The organism is Methylobacterium sp. 2A (genome assembly GCF_009806555.1).
Taxonomy (GTDB): Bacteria; Pseudomonadota; Alphaproteobacteria; order Rhizobiales; family Beijerinckiaceae; genus Methylobacterium.
On sequence record NZ_VUOK01000056.1, the window covers coordinates 77,646 to 95,580 of the forward strand.

The window sequence follows — 17,935 nt, forward strand, 5'->3', positions numbered from 1 at the left end:
TGTTCATGGAGCACGGTGATCGATCCGTGCAGCCAAGCGAAGTCTACAGCGTAACTGGGACTGTGCGATATCTTTATCTACTTCCGCAAGGTTGCACGCGCCTCGAGGACTTTCACGTTGGGTAATTCGGTTTACCAAGATGAATTTAAAAGCGGCACGCAGAGCTGATTAAGTGATCCGCTGACGACATGCGGACGGACGGCAGATGGGCAATTAGCCCGCGTGTGAAGCAACACGAAGGCGTGACTTCGCTATCTTCAGGCCAATCAGGTCCTCACGGCGCTGACATACAGCTCAGGCTTGCGATCCGCCTCCTCTCTCCACGTCGACCTCTGCAGCAATCCGCGCGAGTTCCTCCGGGTGCCGGGCGACGACGCGGAGCAGGTTCGTCATCGGTCGGCTCGCGAGAACCTCGCCACTCTCATACTTTTGGAAGGCGCGCGGCCCCCCGCCGAAGATGTACCCGGCTCTCGCCTGTGTCAGGCCGAGTCGCTTGCGCAGGCGCACGACCTCGTCCGGGCCGGCGAGGTTCTCGACTTCGGCCTTGAGCCGACTCAGCTCGCGATCCGAGACCCTCATGTCGGCGCGCGTATGGATGCTTTCACCGCTGGCGTCACAATACCAGCCGGGCATCGGGAACGTGCGCCGGCGTCCTTTGTACGTAATCGTGAAGGAACGAGTTGCGCGAACCATCGCCCTCCCGGTGACGTGGCAAAAAGGTGCCTCAACCATTCCCTTTATCCTTGAACGACAGCAACACGAACTCAGTCACGACATCGGAACGGAACTTGACGAACAGCACACCTAATTCTGATGGGATGTGGTACACATCCTGCCATTCACGATGATTGTGGATGGATGTTACAGACTTGTAGAAATGCTTTCTCTTCATGCTACCGATGATGGCTGCCATCTCTGATGAACTCAGCCCCAGCTCTGCTGCCGTTCACAGCGCCGAACCGGCGACTTGGAAGGCAGGTGACACCGCCCAGGCCCGGACGCGCTCCAAGTCGTAAGCCGGCTTGCGCTTCTCTGACATGACTGTTCATACACCATAATGGTGTCGTTTCAAACCCAGCTTTGACCGTCTTCGGTCCGAACAGTCTGGCTGCTCTTAAAGCCAAGCTGTGGCAGGGTCGGTGCATGCCGATCCGGCCCGAGCACCGCTTCTTCTACCCGATCGACTGGCCGCAGCTCTCGGCCATGATCCGCTTCCGGCGCGCCGGCGGCCGCTGCGAGGCGTGTAAGCGCCCGCACGGGCAGACCGTGTACCACCTCGGCGACGGCCGCTGGTGGGATGTCGAGGCCGGCGCTTGGCGCGATGGGCGCGGCAGGATCGTGCGCGTGGCCACGGGCAAGGTCGACGTGCTCGCGCGCGTGCGCCGGACCAGGGTCGTGCTGGCGACCGCCCATCGCGACCACGACACCGGCAACAACGCGGGAGCCAACCTCGCGGCCTTCTGCCAGCGTTGCCATCTCATCCACGACCGGCCCGAGCACCGGCGGCGTCGCTGGCTCACCCTGTTCCGGCGCAAGGCGCTCGGCGATCTGTTCCGAGGCCCCTACGCCTGAGGGGACGCGCCGGCCGCGCGTGAACGGGTCGAACACGGCAGCCGGCGCGCTCGCGAGCGGGAGCGTGAGGGCGCTCAACCGCCGCGATGGGCAAGAGGAGAAGTAACGCCGACACGGGGATCCGGATCCTCACGGACCGCTACGCCTCTGCGGCATCCTTGGCCTTGCGCGACCGTCCGGCACGCTTCGGCATCTCGGCGACAGGCGGCGCAGGCTCGGCGGTCGTCGTGGCCACCTTCTTGCGCTGGCTACCGAGGCCGGAGCTTCTGGCGAGCGCGGAGCGCTGCTCGGAGTAGCTCGGCGCGGTGGTCGGATAGTCGCGCGGCAGACCCCACTTCTCGCGATACGCCTCAGGGGTCAGACCCAGCTTCGCGAGGTGGCGCTTGAGCGTCTTGTAGGGCTTGCCATCCTCGAAGCTGATCAGCGCCTCGTGCGTGATCGACTTCCGGATCTGGGCTGGCGTGGGTTTCTCGACCTCCGGAGTGGCAGGCGCACCGGATCTGCCTAGGCCGGTCAGCGCGGCGTGTGTGCTGGCGATCAGCGCAGGCAGCTCCGACATCGGGACGCTGTTGTTCGTCACATAGGCGGAGACGAGCTCCGCCGTCTGCTCAGTGTGGTCGATCGCCCCAGCCTTCATCGTCACTGCGTTCTCGGCCACGTCGCACCCATTGATTGAAGACGGCGGGATATTCCGTCACCGCAACCGAAAGCGCAATACGCACCCCCCACAAAAGCACTGTGTTGCGCCTGAACCTCAATCATCGCACCCGACTGCACCCGCGTTTGTCAAGGCGTCTGCTGGGTGTGCAAAGACGACCGGCGGGGGAACTGAGCAAGGCCGATGCTACGGTCGACCGCCTGCTCCTCGCAACCGGCACGACCGGCGTCACCGGCCTCGTCAAGTCGCTTAGAGCCACCGAAGCTTTTTCTGCAGCGACGTTTCGGGTGCTCACCAACAGCTTGGCGGCGAGGGCTGCCCCGTTCCCGAGCGGTGTGACCTCGGTGTCCTGCCCGCATCCAAGTGCCCTCTGTAAGGAAGGCTCTGTGCTCCACCGTATCCGGTCGGCTTCGGGTGGGATGGATGCCTGAGGTCCGGTCTGCAGGCGGGAGAGCTATATGCCGATCAGCCGACGCCAGCTCGCCGCCTCGCTGCTCGCGTCCACCCATATCGCCGAGCGGCACGCCATCGCGGCCTTCGTGGCAGACGCGGCGACACAACCGGCCCCCAACCCGTTTCCGGATACCAGCGTCGGAGCCGTGCGCCAGGTCTGGCGGCAGCGCACCGCGGAGTTTCAGTCGTTCGACATCAAGGCGGTCGGGCTCTCCTGCCTGCTCACGGCATTGTCCGGCATGGGCGTAGAGCAGGCGCTGGTGCAGGAGATCCTGCGCGCCGGCCCCCACACCGCCAACGTGTTTCACCGCGGCGACGGCTGTGACATCGTCGGTGCCGTGCTTTACGGCAAGCCGGGCGTCGGTCTGCCGGTTCTTCCGGTACCCAAAGCGGTGCGTTCAGCCCTCACCCGACAGTCCCGCGCTCACAGGTCAGCGGAGCAGCTCGATCTCTTCGCCCGGACGGAGACATGATAAATAGCCCTGGATGCGCAGATCGACCGCGCCACCGTGTTTTCGATCCGCAGTACGGTTTGCAGAACTAACCCCAGCGGCGCTCGATGACGAGTGCGTGGGCCAGTGTCCATGCCGATCACGGTTTGCCAGGCGCCAGACGACGGCGGTGGAAAAGGGCTGTTCATACGGGCGGATCTGACGCTTCAAAAGATGGCGACCCAGCCGCTCCCCAATCCGCGAGTGCTCATCTCGGCAATGCGAGCAGTTACGAACGTGACGCTCGCGGCCTTCAATCCCGGGCTGCCATGGGCTCGACGCCGTCACCGTAGGCATGAGGCGGCAGCTCACGAAGAACCTCCGTAACCAAAAGGTCGAGCCTGCAGCCCGCCCCTTGTTCTCATGACGCGCTGCCATGACGATCCTGCTCCAGCAGGATTTCTTCTTGGCGGCGATAGCGCGCTACTTCTTGCGCCCAAATCGTGGGCCTTTCTTCTCAGCCGATGCTTCCTTGGCGCTCGCTTCGCCCTCCTGAGAGGCAAACGCCTCCTTGAGGACCGCCCCTAGCGAGCCCTCGATTGCAGGAGCTCCCTTGGCTTTGCCGCGACCTTTCGGCTGCGGTGGTGGCGGAGGTTCGGGATCGATGAGACTCGCCACCCGCGCGGCGATATCGGCGACGATTGCTGCGTCGGCGGTACCCTCATAGGTAACACCGCCGCCCTCCTGGTCGCGCGCCCGAAAGTCGAAGCTACGCACCTGGTTGATCACTGCGACTCCGTTCACCGCCCCGGCACTCACCTGCACGGCGAGGCCGGCCTTGCGCATACCCTCGGCAACCGTGTTGATCACCACGGCAACGACCATTCCATGCCGATTGACGGCCTCCTCTGTGAGGACGAGCCAGTAATGGCGGTCACGCATCTCCTTCCCGAGGGTCGGATTGGGGTCAAGCGAGTAGACCTCCCCACGTCGAGGAACGCGGGGGCCCAAGGCCATCAGCCCATCTCCTGCCCGAGCGCAGGCCCATCGAGCGCGCCCTCGGTGCCCGCATAGAGCTCGGGCAAGTGCTCCGCTCCCTCTAGCAGCTCAGCGAGCGTGTAGCGCCGCCGAAGCAGGACCGGCTGTACCTTCGGCTCGGCTACGAGCTTGCCATCCACCAAGCTCACCTCGACCTCGGCACCGGCTTCGATCCCGAGTTCCGCGAGGAAGTGGGTTGGGATTGAGAAAACGGTAGCGCCGCCCTGATGGCGAAGCTTGCGGAGCACACCCTTGCGCCTGACGCCGGAACCGCCAGAAACCTGGCGCCGGCGGGCCGCGGCACTGGCGGATGCAGTTTGCATGGCTTGCTCCTTCGGCAGCAATATGTGCAACAGAAGTGAGACATTACAAGAGGCTTCGCTGCCACAACCCCGAGGGCTGAGCATGGCCTGCATCTAAAAGGGTTCTCGCGTGCGGATCGGCGTTAGCCCTCTTCGCTGATCGACATCGTTCTACCGCTCTCGGCCTTCGCGTACTGAGTGCGCGGGAGGGACCTGATGCACCATCCCACGATCCTGTCGCGTTCGCTCACTGCGTCGCCGCGTGCGGTCCTTTTCGTTCGGGACTGGATCGGCCAACACGACATGGCTTCCGTCCGGAAACAGCTCCAGGGGTACGGAACGGCGTACCGCCACGCGAGCCTTCGGCGCCTGCACCGTGCGCAAGACCGCGAGTATCCACGCTTCGAAAGCCTGGGTCTCCCCCTCGTCCGCTCGGGTATCGATCGCGAGATGCACGGCCGCATCCGGATGCCGCGCGACGACGTGGGCGAGCGCGCTCCCGGTCTCAGGGCCATCGCCGTCCAAGCCGCAGATCAGGGCACGGTCCGGCTGCCCGTCCTGCTGATACAGGCTCAGAGCCTCGGCCTTCGTTCGAGCCACGTAGATCCGCTTCGGTGAGCGTCGATCCCCCAGTTGGATCAAACCCCTCGTACCCTGCTGCCCACTCTCTCCCAGCTCACCGGCTCCATCGGTCTGCTCGATCCCCAGGATGCGGCCGCTCCGATCCCGGCGAGCGAACGCCATCCGGCCTCGAGGATCGATCAGGACATCGGCGCGAAGCTGGTCCAGGGGCAGCGGCAGCGGACCCCGTATCGCGGTCGCGGCGGTCCGGATCTCGCGCCTCAGTCCCTGCCATAGGATCGCGGCGAGCCGGCTGATCCGCCCCTTCTGACCCAGAGTGTCCGAGGTGAACGGGATCGCGTGACCTGCTCGGCTCGGCCGCGGGACCGGGTACGCTGCAGGGGCGTTCAGGCGCTCCGCCATGCGCTGCCGCAACGCCTGAGGGGCCGGCGACGGTGTGGGTACCGAGGCCGGGGCGATCCCGGAGATCGCCCCCCTCCAGGATCCCGCACGCTCCAGTCCCATCCTGCCGCCAGTCCGTACAAGGATTGCGCGTGTTTGGACCGGCGCACCGCACCAGGTGCGCAGGTCGGTTCCGGCGAAGTCGGCGACGTTCGCCTTGCCGCCGCTGCTTGCGGAGGCCGACAAGAAGGCCTGCCGGATCTCGCTCTGGCCGATGGACGCGAACTTGGGGTGCGCAGCTTCCCGGCCGCCCGGCAGGCCGCGCTCCTCCGGTCGAACCCCGGAGCGCGCCGCCTCCAGCCGGTCCCGGATCCGGCCCGTGTCGACGTAGAGCCGCACCGTGCGCCGGTGCCGCGTCATCGCCACGTACGTCGCCTCCGCGCCCGCACCGCGCAGGTCGGCGACGTACGCCTCGTCCACCGTCACGCCTTGCGCCGCGTGCGTGGTCATGGCGTAGCTGTGCTGAAGCTTTGGCACCTGCGGCTCGCCCGGTTTTCGGGACCCGACCAGCGCGCTCGACAGGGCGCTCAGCCGCGCTCCATTCTTGGCTAACCGCAGCGTCAGCACCGGATCGGTCGGATCGCCTGAGATCGCCTCGACCCGCGCCAGGTCGGCGTTGCGAATCTCCTGGTCGCCGATCTTCACGCTCTCCCCGAATATCACCTCGTCGCCGACCTTCAGGGCCAGCGCCTCGGCCCTACCACCGCCGCGCGGGATCGCGTCGATCTCCACGTCCTCCCCCTCCGGCAGGAGCCCGTCCTGCTTGAGACGGGCGCGGATCCGCGCGTTGAGCTCGCGTACGTCCTTGTTCCAGCCGGTCAGCACCGCCCGCGTCCGCTCCGCCCCGTCGGGATCGAGGCGGCTCTCGGCGTAGGCGTCGACCAGCGCCTGGACCGTGGCCTCGCGGTCCGTCCCCCAGGTGATCGCGCCGCCGCGGTCGTAGGCCTCCAACGCGCTCGCGGTCCAGCCCGCGGCGAAGTCGATGCTGGCCGCCCGCATCCAGGCCCCCTCCGCCTCGCTGCGCCCGCGCTGCCGTTGGATCTCGTCCATCCGGCTCGCGCCCAGCGCCCGGATCAGCAGCCGCATCGGCGCGCCCGCCGGCACCGGGACGAGCTGGCGCGTGTCGCCGCTCAAGACCAGCTTGGCTCCGGCCGCGGCCGCCGCCTCGAGCAGCGCGGCGAGATCGCGCGTGCCGATCATCCCGGCCTCGTCGGCGATCACGGTCGTCCGCGGCCCCAGCGCGATCTCGCCCTTGTCGATCCGGTTGAGGAACCCTGTCACCGCCCGTGCCATCGTCTCGGGGGTGGCCGTGTCGGTCTGGATCACATCGACCGCCTTCCAGCTCGGCGCGATCACCCAGACTTCGCCACCGCTGGCCCGCACCGCCTCGGCGACGCTCCTCATCGCGTACGACTTGCCCGAGCCGGCGCTGCCCTCGACCACGCTCACCCCGTCGCGGTTGAGCGCGTGCCGCACCGCAGCCCGCTGCTCCGGGCGCAGGCTCGGCCGCTCTGCCAAGACCAGCGTCACCACCTCGGCCGGGACGAACGCCCGCTCGTCCTGCCGGGCGTAGGCCACGCGCAGCATACCCTGCTCGACAGCTATCATCGCGGGCGTCGCGTAGACGGGCCGGCCCTCGGCCGAGCGCCCGACCTCCACCACCCGGCCGTCCTGGCGCAGGCGCTCCACCTGCTCCAGGATGGCGTCCGCCCCGGCCTCACATTGCAGTGCCTCGGCGGTCAGGCGCAGCAGCTCGCGCTCCTCCAGAACCGCCTGCATCTCGAGGGTCGCGGCGAGGCCGGCCTCCGCCAGGCGCTGCAGCCGCTCGGCGGGCGCGCGCCCCCGCGTATCGCGGACCCCGTCCGCCGCGATCTGCACCCCCTCGAACAGCGCCGCGCGCGTCCAGCCGGCCTGGACCAGCTGCCGGTCCCACTCGGCTTCCAGGCTCGCCAGCGGCGTCTCCCGGTCCTTGCCCGCCCGCGTGTCGAAGGCGGCGGCCTGGGCCGCGACCCGGTCGTCGGCCGTGTCGAACCCCTGCTCCCGTGCCACCCGCTCGATCGCCGCGCGCCGCTTGGAGAACAACTCCAGCACGGGCTCGGCCACGCCGGCGACTTCGAAGTTGCGCCCGCTCCTGACCGCTTCGCAGCCGAGTTCCGCCCTGAGACCCTCGGCCAGCTCGCTCCGGTACAGGGCCGCGATCCCGCCGGCATTCAGCAGGATCTCGCGGTTGTCGAGGCCTCCGGTCGAGCCGTCGGCCCGCACGCACAGGTTCAACAGGATGGCGTGGCTGTGGAGGTGCGGATCCTGCGCCCGCGAGGTGAAGTGCCGGTACACCGCCGCGCTCACCCCGCCGGCCGGCGCCCGCTCCCGGCCCTGCGCCCCGGTCCGGGTCACGATCAGGCCGGCCGCGTGCGCGTAGTCGAGCGCCCGGCGCACCGCGCGGTTATGCGCCGCCAGGATCCGCGCGCGATCCTCCGGCCCGGCGAACGCCGCCAGCACGCTCACGCTCTTGGGCGCGGCGAACTGGAGATCGTAGCCGACGCTGCGCCGACCGTTGGCCGACGCGCGGACCAGGGGTTTCAGGCTTTGCGGGTCGCGGCCGGCCGCGAGGTCGCGCAGCACGCGCCCGTCGACCTCGGTTCCGTCCGGGCAGAACCGGAACGGATCGGCGGGACCGCTCGGGTCGGTCGCGAACCTGGGCGTCCACCACACGCCGTTGGCCTCGCCCGCGCCGTTATCCGTGTAATACGCGACCTGGTCGCGGCCTTCGCTGTGGCCGCGCCGCAGCATCGCCAGCGCCCGGTCGAACGCTTGCGCGTAGGCCGCCTCGAAGGCGGCGCTGCCCTCTGGAGCGGTCTCGGTCGCCACCTTACGCGCGTACGCGGCGGCCGTGCCGTCGAGCGGGCTGTCGGGCGCGCTTAACCCGGACTCACGCCGGATCTGGCGTGCCATCGACTCGTAGTACTCGACGCTCGTGATCCGTGTGCAGGTCATCATCGCCTGAGCACCCGCTCGCGCCTAGGCTGGGCCTGCATCGTCGCTCGCTCGGGCCTCCGCCCGGTACAGGTCGACGATGAAGTCGCTGATCACCTGGATCTGGTCGCGCATCTCGGCCGCACTGACCCGGGCCTCGCGGGCGCTCGACGCCGCCGCATCCGCGAGCTCGGCCAGCCGCGCCACAGTCTCGGATGGGCCGAGCGCGGCTTTGAGCGCCTCCTCGACGAACAGGTACGGCTCGATCCCGCGCGCCCGGGCTGCCGCCGCCACAGCATCCCAGAGCGCCTCGTCCACGGACACACGGACGGGACGGCGGGCCATGGGTGAGCTCCTGACAGTCAAGCTGTACGATCTGGCAACAGCTTAGCAGGAAGCTCGGCCGTCAAACAGCACCATCGGTGCGTGATGTGTCAGAATTTTGGGTCGTAAGGCCCGGGTTATCCACAGGCCTTACGCGGCTATCGTGGCCGTAAGCTCGGCCGTGGTATCATGCCGATCATCCAGGATGGTGGGTTCGAGCGGTTCGCAGATCCAGTCAGACATGGTGGGTATGGCTGACGGAGCGGCTTGCGAGGAACGCGCGAGGCGCGAGGAGTGATGGAGATGGGTGAGGCCGTCGAATCCGATCCCTACAGCGAGCTCCGCGCCTTCCTGCGCGAGGAGATCAAGCACGCCCCCAGCCGCAAGCCCACCGCCTACGAGGCGGTCAAGGCCGTGCTTCCGGAGATCAAGGAACTCAAGGCCAAGTGTAAGACCGACGCCGAGATCCGTGAGCTCCTCGCCCGGATGGGCGTCAAACTCAGCGTCGCCACGCTACGGCAGTACGTCCAGACTGCCACGCGCGAGCTCGCTGGCCACAAGCCCGTGCGACGGCGCGGCAAGGCTAAGGCGAAGTCACCCGCTAAGACTTCGCAGGCGCCAGCAGAACACCGGCCCGGTCCGCAACCACGCTCCACCGCCGCGCGCGATCAGGTGCCGGTGCGCGGACAGTCTCCCGCCTCGCCCGCCCTCGGGCACAGGATGAGCAACAAGGATCTCTAGGCCGCGGAAGGCAGGCCTGGACACCGGATCGGAAGGGCAGCATGGCAAGGGCACAACAGGCGCGCAAGGACACCGCCCCACAGCAGAAGCGCGCCGTCCTAGTCACTTCTGAGAAGGGCGGCGTCGGCAAGAGCGTGACCGCGCGCACCCTCGTGGAATACCTGCGCGAGGGCGGCACGCGCGTGGCGGCCTACGACGCCGACGGCAGCGTCGGCGGCCTCGTCCGGGTTCTCGGGACCCGGGACGGGGCGGGCGAAGTCCTGGACCAGCAGGATCCGACCGTCGGCGTCGGCTACTACAACATCCGCGACGCCGCCCAGAGCCACACCCTGCTCAACTGCCTCGGGACGCAGGAGCCCCTGATCGTCCACGATCTCGCCGGCGGCAGCTTGGCCGACCTGACGCGCATCACGGATATGGGTGAGGGGCTCGACGACCTGCTGGCTGCCGTCGACGAGAATGGCTACCGGCTCGTCGTCCTGCACCTGATCTCGTCGGAGGTCGCCGCGACCCAATCGGTCGCCCGCTGGATCGAGCTGGTCGGCGACCGGGTCGATCATGTCGCCGTCCGCAACACCCGCTGGGGCAAGGCCGAGTCCGATTTCCCCTTCTGGCACGGCTACACCGACGGCGACGGTCAGGAACGAGGCGGCAAGGTCCGCAAACGTCTGCTCGAGGAACTCGGCGGCCTCGAGATCAGCCTTCCCGCCCTGCCGGCCGGCACGTTCGCCAAGGTCGACGCCGACGACCTGCCGTTCTCGACAGCCGCCTCCGCCTCACGCCTGACCATCGTCGAGCGCTCGCACGTCGCGCGATACCGGCGCGAGTCCGCGGCCGCCTTCGAGCCCCTGCGTCCCCTCCTCGGCCTCTGAGGCGAGATCCAGCCCGCCGATCCCGACCCGCGATGCGTCCCGACGCCAAGCTCAATTTCGATCAGGCGGCCGAAGTTCTCGGCCTCGATCCGACGGTCCGCGACCTGACGTGGCGGCGGATGATGGACCTCGGTCTCACGCCCGATGATCCCGTCCTGATCTATCTCGCGGTCACGGGGCTGCTGGAGAAGGCAGCTCGGACCATCCCGGAGGCGATCGACGCGGTCCCCGAACGGGTCGAGCAGGCGGCCAAGCGTGCCGTCGGCCCGGTGGCGCAGGCGGCCAGCGCCCGGGTCGAGGCGGCCCACGCCACGCTCGCGGAGACCACCGGGCAAGCGGTCGCGGCGAGCGCGAGCGAGCATTTCAGGAGGATGGAGCGCACCCGCGCACGCGAGATTGGCCTTTGGGCCGCCGGGATCGTCCTGGCCAGCGGTGTCGTATGCGGCGGTGTCGGTTACAGGATCGGACGAGCCGAGGCCACGAGCGTAGCCGCGCAATGGTCGGCGCTGGCTACGCGCGCGGACGGATCCGAGTGGCTCAAGTTGATCGCCGCCAACCCGGACATGCGCGAGCAGATGAACAAGTTCTGCGGACCGCTGCAGCACAAGACCGATCCGACGCAGAAGCGGCAGTACTGCGAGTTCCCGCTCTGGATCGAGGGCACCATGCCGCCGGTTGGGGGGTTCTGGGACGCATCGTACTTCGCCTTGCGGGACTGGCTGACGGACTGGGGACCAGCCTGGCTGATCATCGCAGCCGGGTTTGCTGCACTCGTGGGTCGCCGCGTGCTGCGGGCCGTCGTCACATGGCAGCCCGTAGCCTGGCTGCTGAAGTGAGCCGAGACGCACGGCCAAACGGCTTCCGCTGCGAGTCGGGACCGTTTCGCCTCAATAGGCCGGTGGTGCGCTGGATTGCTTCGTACGATACAAAGCGGCGAACCAGGGCCAGCCGTGATCGCGCTGTCGTGATAGCGTCGAGAACTGGTGACTTCAGCGGCGGCCCCGTCGAAGACCCGGTCGACGCCCGTGGCGTCGATCCGCGTGCCTCGCTCGACAAGGCGCGCGCACGCATGGCTACCCCTCGGATCAGACGTGTCGGCATCTACCGGCGGCGCGGCACCTCAGGCATAGCGCTGCCCCCGCATCGACCGGAGCGCACCGATGACGCTCGCCGACCTCGACAAGCCCGCCGACCTCACCCTGTGGCCGAGCGATGCTCCGGCTCACGTCGCCGCCACGTGCCGGTTTCCGACCCTACGGGCAGCCCTGGCCGCCGCGGCTGAGGCGATCGACGCCGAGAACGCCGCGCCTTGGATCATCATGGACGCCGGCGACATTCTCGCGCCCAACTGGATCCGCGCCAACGCCGGATCACTTCACCGGCAGTAGCGGCTCGTGAGCCCGCACCCCGCGGTATCCCGTTCACCCACTGCAGACCGCGAGCCGGGCGGTGAGTGACAGACCTATTCCACCGCAAGGCGGCCAGCGCCGTCTGGGGCTCCGGGCCAAGGTCGAGCGTCTCGGCTCCCAGCCGAGCGATGCGCTTCCCGATCGTGGCTGCACCGATCCTGCCAGGACGAAAAATGGTATCCGCGGCTCCTGAAACACGTCCATGAGCACGACGCGATGTGCATGCTTACAGGGCGGTCTCTCCCTGCCTGTCGCGTGCACCCCGATGCACATGACGAGCTCATCGCGAAGAGTCATTCCGGCAGCCATCGACCTCAGCCGGTCGTCATCTTGGCCGGCGCAGCCTCCAGCGGCAGGTTGCAGTCCGTACAGCCGAGGCCGGTCTCCGGCTTCGCCCAGGCGTTCGCCCCGCAGCCCGGGCAGGTGTACTTCGTCTTGCTGGCCGCCTTCTTCTCCCGCGTCTCGCGGTCGGCCTCGCTCCCCGCCTCGACGAAGGGCACCATGCCCGTCCGCGTGGCGAGCAGGTCGGCGCAGGCGAGCGCGAAACGGCCGTCCGCCTCGATGCAGTGGCTGACGCGCGGACCCGTCTCCTTGCCGCCCGGCTCGCCCGTCGCGGAAGGGATCAACCCCACGGCCCGCATCATCCGCGCCCATTCCTGGTTGTGATAACTGCCGCGCGACGGCGTGCCGAGATGCTCCTGCTCAAGGTGGACCATCTCGTGGACCAGGGTCGCGAGCGTGCTCTCAATGCTGCGCTCAGCGAAGTAGCGCGGATTGAGCGCGATCTCGTCCGTCACCACCGTGCCGTCACGCGTCGTGAAGCGCTGACTGGAGAAGTAACCGTAGGCTTTGTTCCGACGCTGAAGGGTGATGAGGCAGGGCGGTAGCTTGGCCGAAAACAGCCGCTCGTTGAAGAACGCGTAGGCCTCCGTCAATCCGAGATAGGTCTGGGTCGTCGGCTCCGTTGTATCGTACGAAACAAAGGCGTCCGGCCCCTGCTGAACGGCAGCCCCTTCGTACGTGCGAGCGACACCATCGTTCGACGGCGACGGATCTCCGTCCGGAGAAGTGATGAGGCCAAATTTCTCAATCTTAGATTGTGCCATGGTGCCGACTCGTCGCGGGACGAGCTCGGTTCACGCCAGCCACGTAGGGCCCCGGCTCTCAGCGACCGAAGAAGGCATCCTTCAGCGACCGGCGCAGACCGGTCGATGGCTCATCCACATGGCGTCCACGAACGGGACTATCGGATGCCGGAGGCGCGGGACGGGTCGGATCAGCTGCCCGGATCAAGAAAGATCCCGGACCGCCTCTCCGCCGCGCCAGCACAGGCCAACCCGGAGGATGAACGCCGCAGAGCAGCGCTAACTTTTTCGAGCTACCGATCTCGGATCAGCGGCAGCCCACAGCCCCAGCACGTTCGTTGCCTAGGCATCCCTCTGCTGCCATGGACCGCCCGGAGGGCTCAAGCTGCCCACGCACGTTGAGGCCACGCCAATGGCGATTGCCCACAGGTAAGACATCCGGACGAGCTTCAGCGAGGAGACATCACGGGGATCGAGAGGCGATTGGCTTCTCAAGCCCGAAGTTTCGTCGGGCGTGTTCCCACGTGACCCAAGCTTGAGGCTATGAGCGCCAATTGCCGAGTTCCGTGAGCCCGAATTTCTCGGCATCCTCGCCAATCGTCCCCAGTCCATCGATGAGGCCATGCATGAGCCCCGGCCGGTGCTTGATCGGGACAGAGGCGAGCCCCTCGCGCAAGGCATTTCGCCAAGCCGAGCCTCTGCGCCAGGCCTCAGCATAGGCCATGGCGAGATCACCCGCCCGTCGCGTTCTAGCCATTGCCTGTCCGAGAGCCGCCGCCTGGACGGCGTCCTTATCGCGCTTCAGGTGCCCGGCCGGATCGTCCCGCCGGCGGCTCGCGACGATGAGCTTGTGGATGGCGAAACGCTCCGGGGACGGCACCACGACGTTGACCCCGCTGCCGTGCAGGAGCACGGCCCTGACCGGTTCGTGGATCAGGAAATCCAGGAAACGAAGCGGTTGTGCCGAGGCACCGCCCAGGGCGGGCATGTCCGCCGGCTTGCCGTCGTGGTCGGAGCTGCCGCGGTTCGGCGTCAGGAACTCGACCTCGTAGCCCTTCCCGTTCTGGAACTTGGTCGAGCGTCGCCCGTCCGCCTGGTGGGGGACATCGCGAAAGGTTTGGTCGACCGAGCGCAGCACGTCGAGCATCGGCGGCAGGCTGTCCGCGACCGCGGCCGAGATGGAGTGGAACTGCGCGAAGTCAGCGTCGCCGGTCTGCAGAGCGGCGTTCGGCAGTCGAACGCCGAGGATGCCCGGATAGCACTGGAACGCGACGGTGCCGACCAAGACGCCGCGGAGGCGGAACAGGCCGGCTTTCGAGAGAGCCTGCACCACGTCTCCCGAGAACCGCTCGGCCGCCAGCAATCCCGCCTCCCGCACGAGGGTCGAGACCAGCTTGCGCCGGGCTTTGTGATCGTCCTTGACGGCCTGGAAGCGTTCGACGCGTTCCGTGATCTGCGCGTCGGCTTTGGGGCCGACATAGCGGCGCTTGACGCGGTCCGGCCCAGGCAGGTCGAAGTACCAGTAGGCGCGTCCCTTGACCGGGACCGTCACGAAGCGGCCCTCGATCGGGAAGTCGGCCTCGAACGCGCCGTCGAGGCTGCGCTGACACAGCTCGGCGTAGAGCGTCCGGTACGCGAGATCGATCTCCTTCACGGCCGCTCCGCTATGATCTTTTCGCGCAGAAGTTATAGCGGAGCGGCGGAGAGATACAACGCCTCGTTATAATTTTTACTCAGGGAAATTATACACGGCACTCAGCGTGCCTGCGCTCGCATCTTATCGGAATGAGCAGGATGGTGCCCTTGCGAGGCACGGCGGCCGTGTCGACGAGCGTTTCTCGGCCGTGCAACGTGAAGCTTGGGCATGGCGTCTGATACGATGTGGCCCTGCCTTATCGGTCTCATCGTCTGTTGGCTCATATGAAGCGACGTCACCCCTCGCCGATGTCAGTCTGGGTCTGATCGGAAGGACGAAACATCCCTCCCCTTTCGCCGCGTCGCACCCGATCATCCCGGGGTTTGTATCGATATCTACGCGCGAGGACCGGATCCTCCCGGTCCGGTCTCAAGGCTGTTCGACGATAGTGATTCACGGCTCCTGCCGTGGAAGGATGACAGGGCGCTCCCTGTCGGCCCTGGCTCCCAGCGCTTCGTTCAGGAGGCGCTGGCCGGTCGGGCGCCGCCGCGCAGGCAGGCGATCGCCTCGCGTACTTCGACGGCGTGATCGACGAGCTTCCGCTTCAAGCGATGCGCCTCGGCCACGGTGTCCGGCAGGCGCGAGAGCCGATCCTCGAGTTCGCCGGTGCGGAGCGTGCGCGCGAGCTCGTCCAGGCGCTCCAACATCGCGACGAAGGAAGCGGGTTCGGGCCGGTCGATCCGGGTCTCTGGGGTCATCTGGGTCTCCGAGTGGCTCAGTGAATGGTCGGATCGAGGGGTGCGACGGACGCAACCGCGAGGGTTCGCCCGTCCGCGAAGGTCAGGGTGAGCGGCCCGACCGCGGTCTCCAGGCCGATGATCGGGTGACCGGCGGCGTCGGTGAGCCGGACGAAGCCCTCCGGCCAAGCGGCCGGCCGATCCGGTGTGGTACGCGCGGTTCGGTCCGGAGCGCCCAGCAGGGTCAAGGTCTGCTCCAGGCCGTGCTCGATTACCCGGGCGGCCGCGGCCGCGCGCCGCTCGGCGGCCTCGAGGCAGGTCTCCGCCGCGTCCGCGACCGTCTCGCAGCCGGCGATGGCCGCCCGGCATACGCTCCGCTCGAGGTCGTCGAGCGCCGCGACCAGGTCGGCCCAGGCCCGCTCCGCGCGTGCGGCCGCGTCGTCCAAAAGCGTGAGGACGAGGTGCCGCGCCTCCGAGGGCGTCGGCAGGGACGCCCAGGCGACCATGTCGGCGATCGTCGCCGCGTCGGTGCGGTGCCCGACCGCGACCACCACCGGCACGGTGAGCGTGCCGATCGCCGCGGCGACCTCGCGGCTGTCGAGCGCCCCGGCCGGGCTGCCGCCGCCGCGCACGAGCAGAACCAGGCCGCGATCCTCGCAGCCCGCGTGCAGCTTCGCGGCCTCGTCCAGGCGCCGAACCAGCTCCGGGACCGCACCGGGGCCGTCGAAACGAGCTTCGAGATCATCGACCCGCAGGTGGCCGGCACCCGCCAGCGCGTGCAGCGTCTCGGCGATGTCACTCCAACCCTGGCCCGGCGGGTGCAGCACACTGACCCGCTCGAGATGGACCGGGCTCGGTAGCTGACGTTGCGCATCGAGCAGTCCCGCCCGCATCAGCCCGTCGAGCACGCGAGCACGGTGCAGCTCCGCCTCGCTCACCGACCAGGCCGGCTCGACTGTTGTGATGTTGAGCCTGAGGCGCGCGTCCGACAGCCACGAGGCCGTGCAGGTTAGCGTGACGTCCCGGTGTGCGAGCTCCGTCGGATCGAACGGGCGATCGAGCGCGGCGGAGATCCGGGCGCGGGCCTCGACGCCGATCCGGGCGCTCACGATTGGGGCGTTACCGCCGAGGAAGCCGTGGGTGGGCGCGAGGTCGAGGTCGTAGCTGCCCTGCCGCCGAGGCCGGACGCGGGCGACGGTGGCGCAGACGCGGAACGCACGCGGCAGGCCGGTGCGCACCGCGCTGCCGGTGCGGGCCCAGAGCTCGTGGATGTCGAGCGCCGGCCCGGTCGGATCCGGCGGTGGCGGGAGGCCGGACCGGGGTCGCCCGGGTGGTGGGCCACTCTCCGGTGTGGCCGGCGGGGCGCGGCGGAATTCATGGATGCGCATGGTCGAGGCTCGGATGTGCGTGGGGTGGCGTGTGGACGGGGTTGCCCGGTCGTAGGCTCGGCCCGGACGCAGCGCGTCCGGGCCGGGGTGGTCAGAACGGCGCGTCGGACGGCCAGCCGTCGCCTGGCGGGATGCGGGAGCGGATGAGCAGCTCCTCGATGCGGTCCAGACGCGGCCGGTCCGCCTTCTCGAGCTCGCCGCGCAGGATCCGCTCGATCGCGGCCTGCACCGCGCCCGGAACGGGCGACGAGTGCCAAGCCAGGTCGTCGATCGGCGTCGATACCGGCCCGGCGAGCGTGAGCAACGCCGCGCCGAGGTCGCAGGCGGCCTCGACGACGCGGGGTTCGCTGAAGACGCGGGATCCGACGTGGCGGTCGCCTGTGACGATCAGGACAGCATCGGCGCCGGTCCAGTGGACATACTCGCCGGCATCGCGCAGCGCCTCGTGAACGGCGTCGGGATCGTCGAGATTGACCGGCCGCACGGCGAGATGAACGATCCGGCGTTCGTCCAAGTCCTGGAGCTGTAGCGCCAGCGCCTCCCAGCGCGGACCGCCGCCCTCGGGTACGATCGCGAAGAGCTGCCTGATCTTGTCTGGAGCGCGGGCACGCCGCCACCGGCCTTGCTCTTCCAGGGCTCGGCGCAGCTCCGCGTCCGCTGCAGCTTGCGCCGGAGTCGGCCGGTCGCTGGCCGCGATCACGATCCGCGGCCCGAGCCGGTCGTCGTACTCGGCCCCGACGCGGATCGGGATCGGTTCGCCCGGCCGGGTCCAGGACGGACCCATGCCGAGCAGGCCGGCCACGGAGGCGAGCCAGTCCTCACGGAGGAAGATGTGGCCCAAGCCGGGCTGGCCGGGTTCGGGGGCCGACAGCAGGGCCCGCAGGCCCGGTTTATACCGGTGAGGCAGGACCTCGAGCAGGACCACCCGCTCCTCGTGTGAGGCTGGTGGGCATGCGCAGGCCTGCGCGCCGGTGGGCACGTCGGTGTTCATATGTTTTCCTCGGCTCAGAAGGCCCATCCACGTAAAAGTGCACGGTAGCGTATTGCACGCAATGTCATGGGTCGGGTTAGCGCCGTCTGTCAGAGCGACTTCCCGAGGACTGCCTGGAGGCCGAGCTCGAGATCGCTCATGCCCATGATGCGGTCGATGGTGCCCTTGCGCAGCTCGCGGGCCAGCGCCAGGACCTCCGCGGTGACGGCCCGTAATTCTTGATTCTGTTTCTCCATCCGGTCCAGTTCGCCGATATGATCCGCTGAGGGACTTTCGCTTCGCCAGCGGCGGATCTGCTGGGT

The 17,935-nt window shown here is 68.2% G+C and carries 19 protein-coding genes; 6 read left to right on the forward strand and 13 right to left on the reverse strand.

The window, feature by feature from the left end; genetic code table 11:
• Nucleotides 1–294: 294 nt before the first annotated feature.
• Entirely contained in the window at nucleotides 295–732 is a 438-nt protein-coding gene (locus FVE89_RS24750) for a type II toxin-antitoxin system MqsA family antitoxin (protein ID WP_161392817.1), read from the reverse strand.
• A complete protein-coding gene (locus tag FVE89_RS30675) occupies nucleotides 725–934 on the reverse strand; it encodes a type II toxin-antitoxin system MqsR family toxin (RefSeq protein WP_281409013.1) in 210 nt (69 codons plus the stop codon). The genes FVE89_RS24750 and FVE89_RS30675 overlap by 8 nt, the downstream gene beginning before the upstream one ends.
• Nucleotides 935–1,143: 209 nt before the next feature.
• On the opposite strand from FVE89_RS30675, the gene FVE89_RS24760 reads away from it, so the two are divergent.
• On the forward strand, nucleotides 1,144–1,572 hold the full coding sequence (locus FVE89_RS24760; RefSeq protein ID WP_161392818.1) for a hypothetical protein: 429 nt from the start codon (nucleotides 1,144–1,146) through the stop codon (nucleotides 1,570–1,572).
• Between the two features lie 139 nt (nucleotides 1,573–1,711).
• On the opposite strand, the gene FVE89_RS24765 is transcribed toward FVE89_RS24760, so the two are convergent.
• A complete protein-coding gene (locus FVE89_RS24765; RefSeq protein WP_161392837.1) occupies nucleotides 1,712–2,209 on the reverse strand; it encodes a MucR family transcriptional regulator in 498 nt (165 codons plus the stop codon).
• A 479-nt stretch (nucleotides 2,210–2,688) separates the two neighbouring features.
• On the opposite strand from FVE89_RS24765, the gene FVE89_RS24770 reads away from it, so the two are divergent.
• Entirely contained in the window at nucleotides 2,689–3,156 is a 468-nt protein-coding gene (locus tag FVE89_RS24770; RefSeq protein WP_161392819.1) for a hypothetical protein, read from the forward strand.
• Nucleotides 3,157–3,597: 441 nt separating this feature from the next.
• Here FVE89_RS24770 and FVE89_RS24775 read toward each other — a convergent pair whose 3' ends face one another.
• The 4 genes from FVE89_RS24775 to FVE89_RS24790 all read right to left on the reverse strand — a co-directional run bounded on the left by FVE89_RS24775 (nucleotide 3,598) and on the right by FVE89_RS24790 (nucleotide 8,795).
• On the reverse strand, nucleotides 3,598–4,131 hold the full coding sequence (locus FVE89_RS24775; protein ID WP_161392820.1) for a type II toxin-antitoxin system PemK/MazF family toxin: 534 nt from the start codon (nucleotides 4,129–4,131) through the stop codon (nucleotides 3,598–3,600).
• Nucleotides 4,131–4,475, reverse strand: coding sequence for a PbsX family transcriptional regulator (locus FVE89_RS24780; protein ID WP_202131054.1), 345 nt, complete (start codon nucleotides 4,473–4,475; stop codon nucleotides 4,131–4,133). The genes FVE89_RS24775 and FVE89_RS24780 overlap by 1 nt, the downstream gene beginning before the upstream one ends.
• 150 nt (nucleotides 4,476–4,625) lie before the next feature.
• Nucleotides 4,626–8,474 (reverse strand): MobF family relaxase, encoded by a 3,849-nt coding sequence (gene mobF, locus FVE89_RS24785; protein WP_161392821.1) that lies wholly within the window; start codon nucleotides 8,472–8,474, stop codon nucleotides 4,626–4,628.
• A gap of 21 nt (nucleotides 8,475–8,495) precedes the next feature.
• Nucleotides 8,496–8,795: a hypothetical protein gene (locus FVE89_RS24790; RefSeq protein ID WP_161392822.1), complete on the reverse strand. Its 300-nt coding sequence runs from the start codon at nucleotides 8,793–8,795 to the stop codon at nucleotides 8,496–8,498.
• 282 nt (nucleotides 8,796–9,077) lie between these two features.
• Here FVE89_RS24790 and FVE89_RS24795 point away from each other — a divergent pair, with 282 nt between their 5' ends.
• From FVE89_RS24795 to FVE89_RS24810, 4 genes are all read left to right on the forward strand, one after another.
• Nucleotides 9,078–9,515 carry a hypothetical protein gene (locus tag FVE89_RS24795; RefSeq protein WP_161392823.1) on the forward strand — a complete coding sequence of 146 codons (438 nt, stop codon included), beginning with the start codon at nucleotides 9,078–9,080 and terminating at the stop codon, nucleotides 9,513–9,515.
• Between the two features lie 41 nt (nucleotides 9,516–9,556).
• Nucleotides 9,557–10,387, forward strand: coding sequence for a P-loop NTPase (locus tag FVE89_RS24800; protein WP_161392824.1), 831 nt, complete (start codon nucleotides 9,557–9,559; stop codon nucleotides 10,385–10,387).
• A gap of 32 nt (nucleotides 10,388–10,419) precedes the next feature.
• Nucleotides 10,420–11,223: a hypothetical protein gene (locus FVE89_RS24805; RefSeq protein WP_161392825.1), complete on the forward strand. Its 804-nt coding sequence runs from the start codon at nucleotides 10,420–10,422 to the stop codon at nucleotides 11,221–11,223.
• 324 nt (nucleotides 11,224–11,547) lie between these two features.
• A complete protein-coding gene (locus FVE89_RS24810) occupies nucleotides 11,548–11,775 on the forward strand; it encodes a hypothetical protein (protein ID WP_161392826.1) in 228 nt (75 codons plus the stop codon).
• A 335-nt stretch (nucleotides 11,776–12,110) separates the two neighbouring features.
• Here the strand turns inward: FVE89_RS24810 and FVE89_RS24815 are convergent, their stop codons facing one another.
• From FVE89_RS24815 to FVE89_RS24840, 6 genes are all read right to left on the reverse strand, one after another.
• The gene (locus FVE89_RS24815; protein WP_161392827.1) at nucleotides 12,111–12,902 is read right to left on the reverse strand and encodes a SprT-like domain-containing protein; all 792 of its coding nucleotides are present in this window, start codon (nucleotides 12,900–12,902) and stop codon (nucleotides 12,111–12,113) included.
• A gap of 520 nt (nucleotides 12,903–13,422) precedes the next feature.
• Entirely contained in the window at nucleotides 13,423–14,535 is a 1,113-nt protein-coding gene (locus FVE89_RS24820) for a GSU2403 family nucleotidyltransferase fold protein (RefSeq protein ID WP_161392828.1), read from the reverse strand.
• Between the two features lie 500 nt (nucleotides 14,536–15,035).
• Nucleotides 15,036–15,275 carry a hypothetical protein gene (locus FVE89_RS24825; protein ID WP_161392829.1) on the reverse strand — a complete coding sequence of 80 codons (240 nt, stop codon included), beginning with the start codon at nucleotides 15,273–15,275 and terminating at the stop codon, nucleotides 15,036–15,038.
• 17 nt (nucleotides 15,276–15,292) lie between these two features.
• The gene (locus tag FVE89_RS24830; protein WP_161392830.1) at nucleotides 15,293–16,642 is read right to left on the reverse strand and encodes an exodeoxyribonuclease VII large subunit; all 1,350 of its coding nucleotides are present in this window, start codon (nucleotides 16,640–16,642) and stop codon (nucleotides 15,293–15,295) included.
• Nucleotides 16,643–16,733: 91 nt separating this feature from the next.
• Nucleotides 16,734–17,633 (reverse strand): hypothetical protein, encoded by a 900-nt coding sequence (locus FVE89_RS24835; protein ID WP_161392831.1) that lies wholly within the window; start codon nucleotides 17,631–17,633, stop codon nucleotides 16,734–16,736.
• Nucleotides 17,634–17,722: 89 nt separating this feature from the next.
• A partial coding sequence (locus tag FVE89_RS24840; protein ID WP_210254070.1) for a hypothetical protein occupies nucleotides 17,723–17,935 on the reverse strand: 213 nt, incomplete at its 5' end.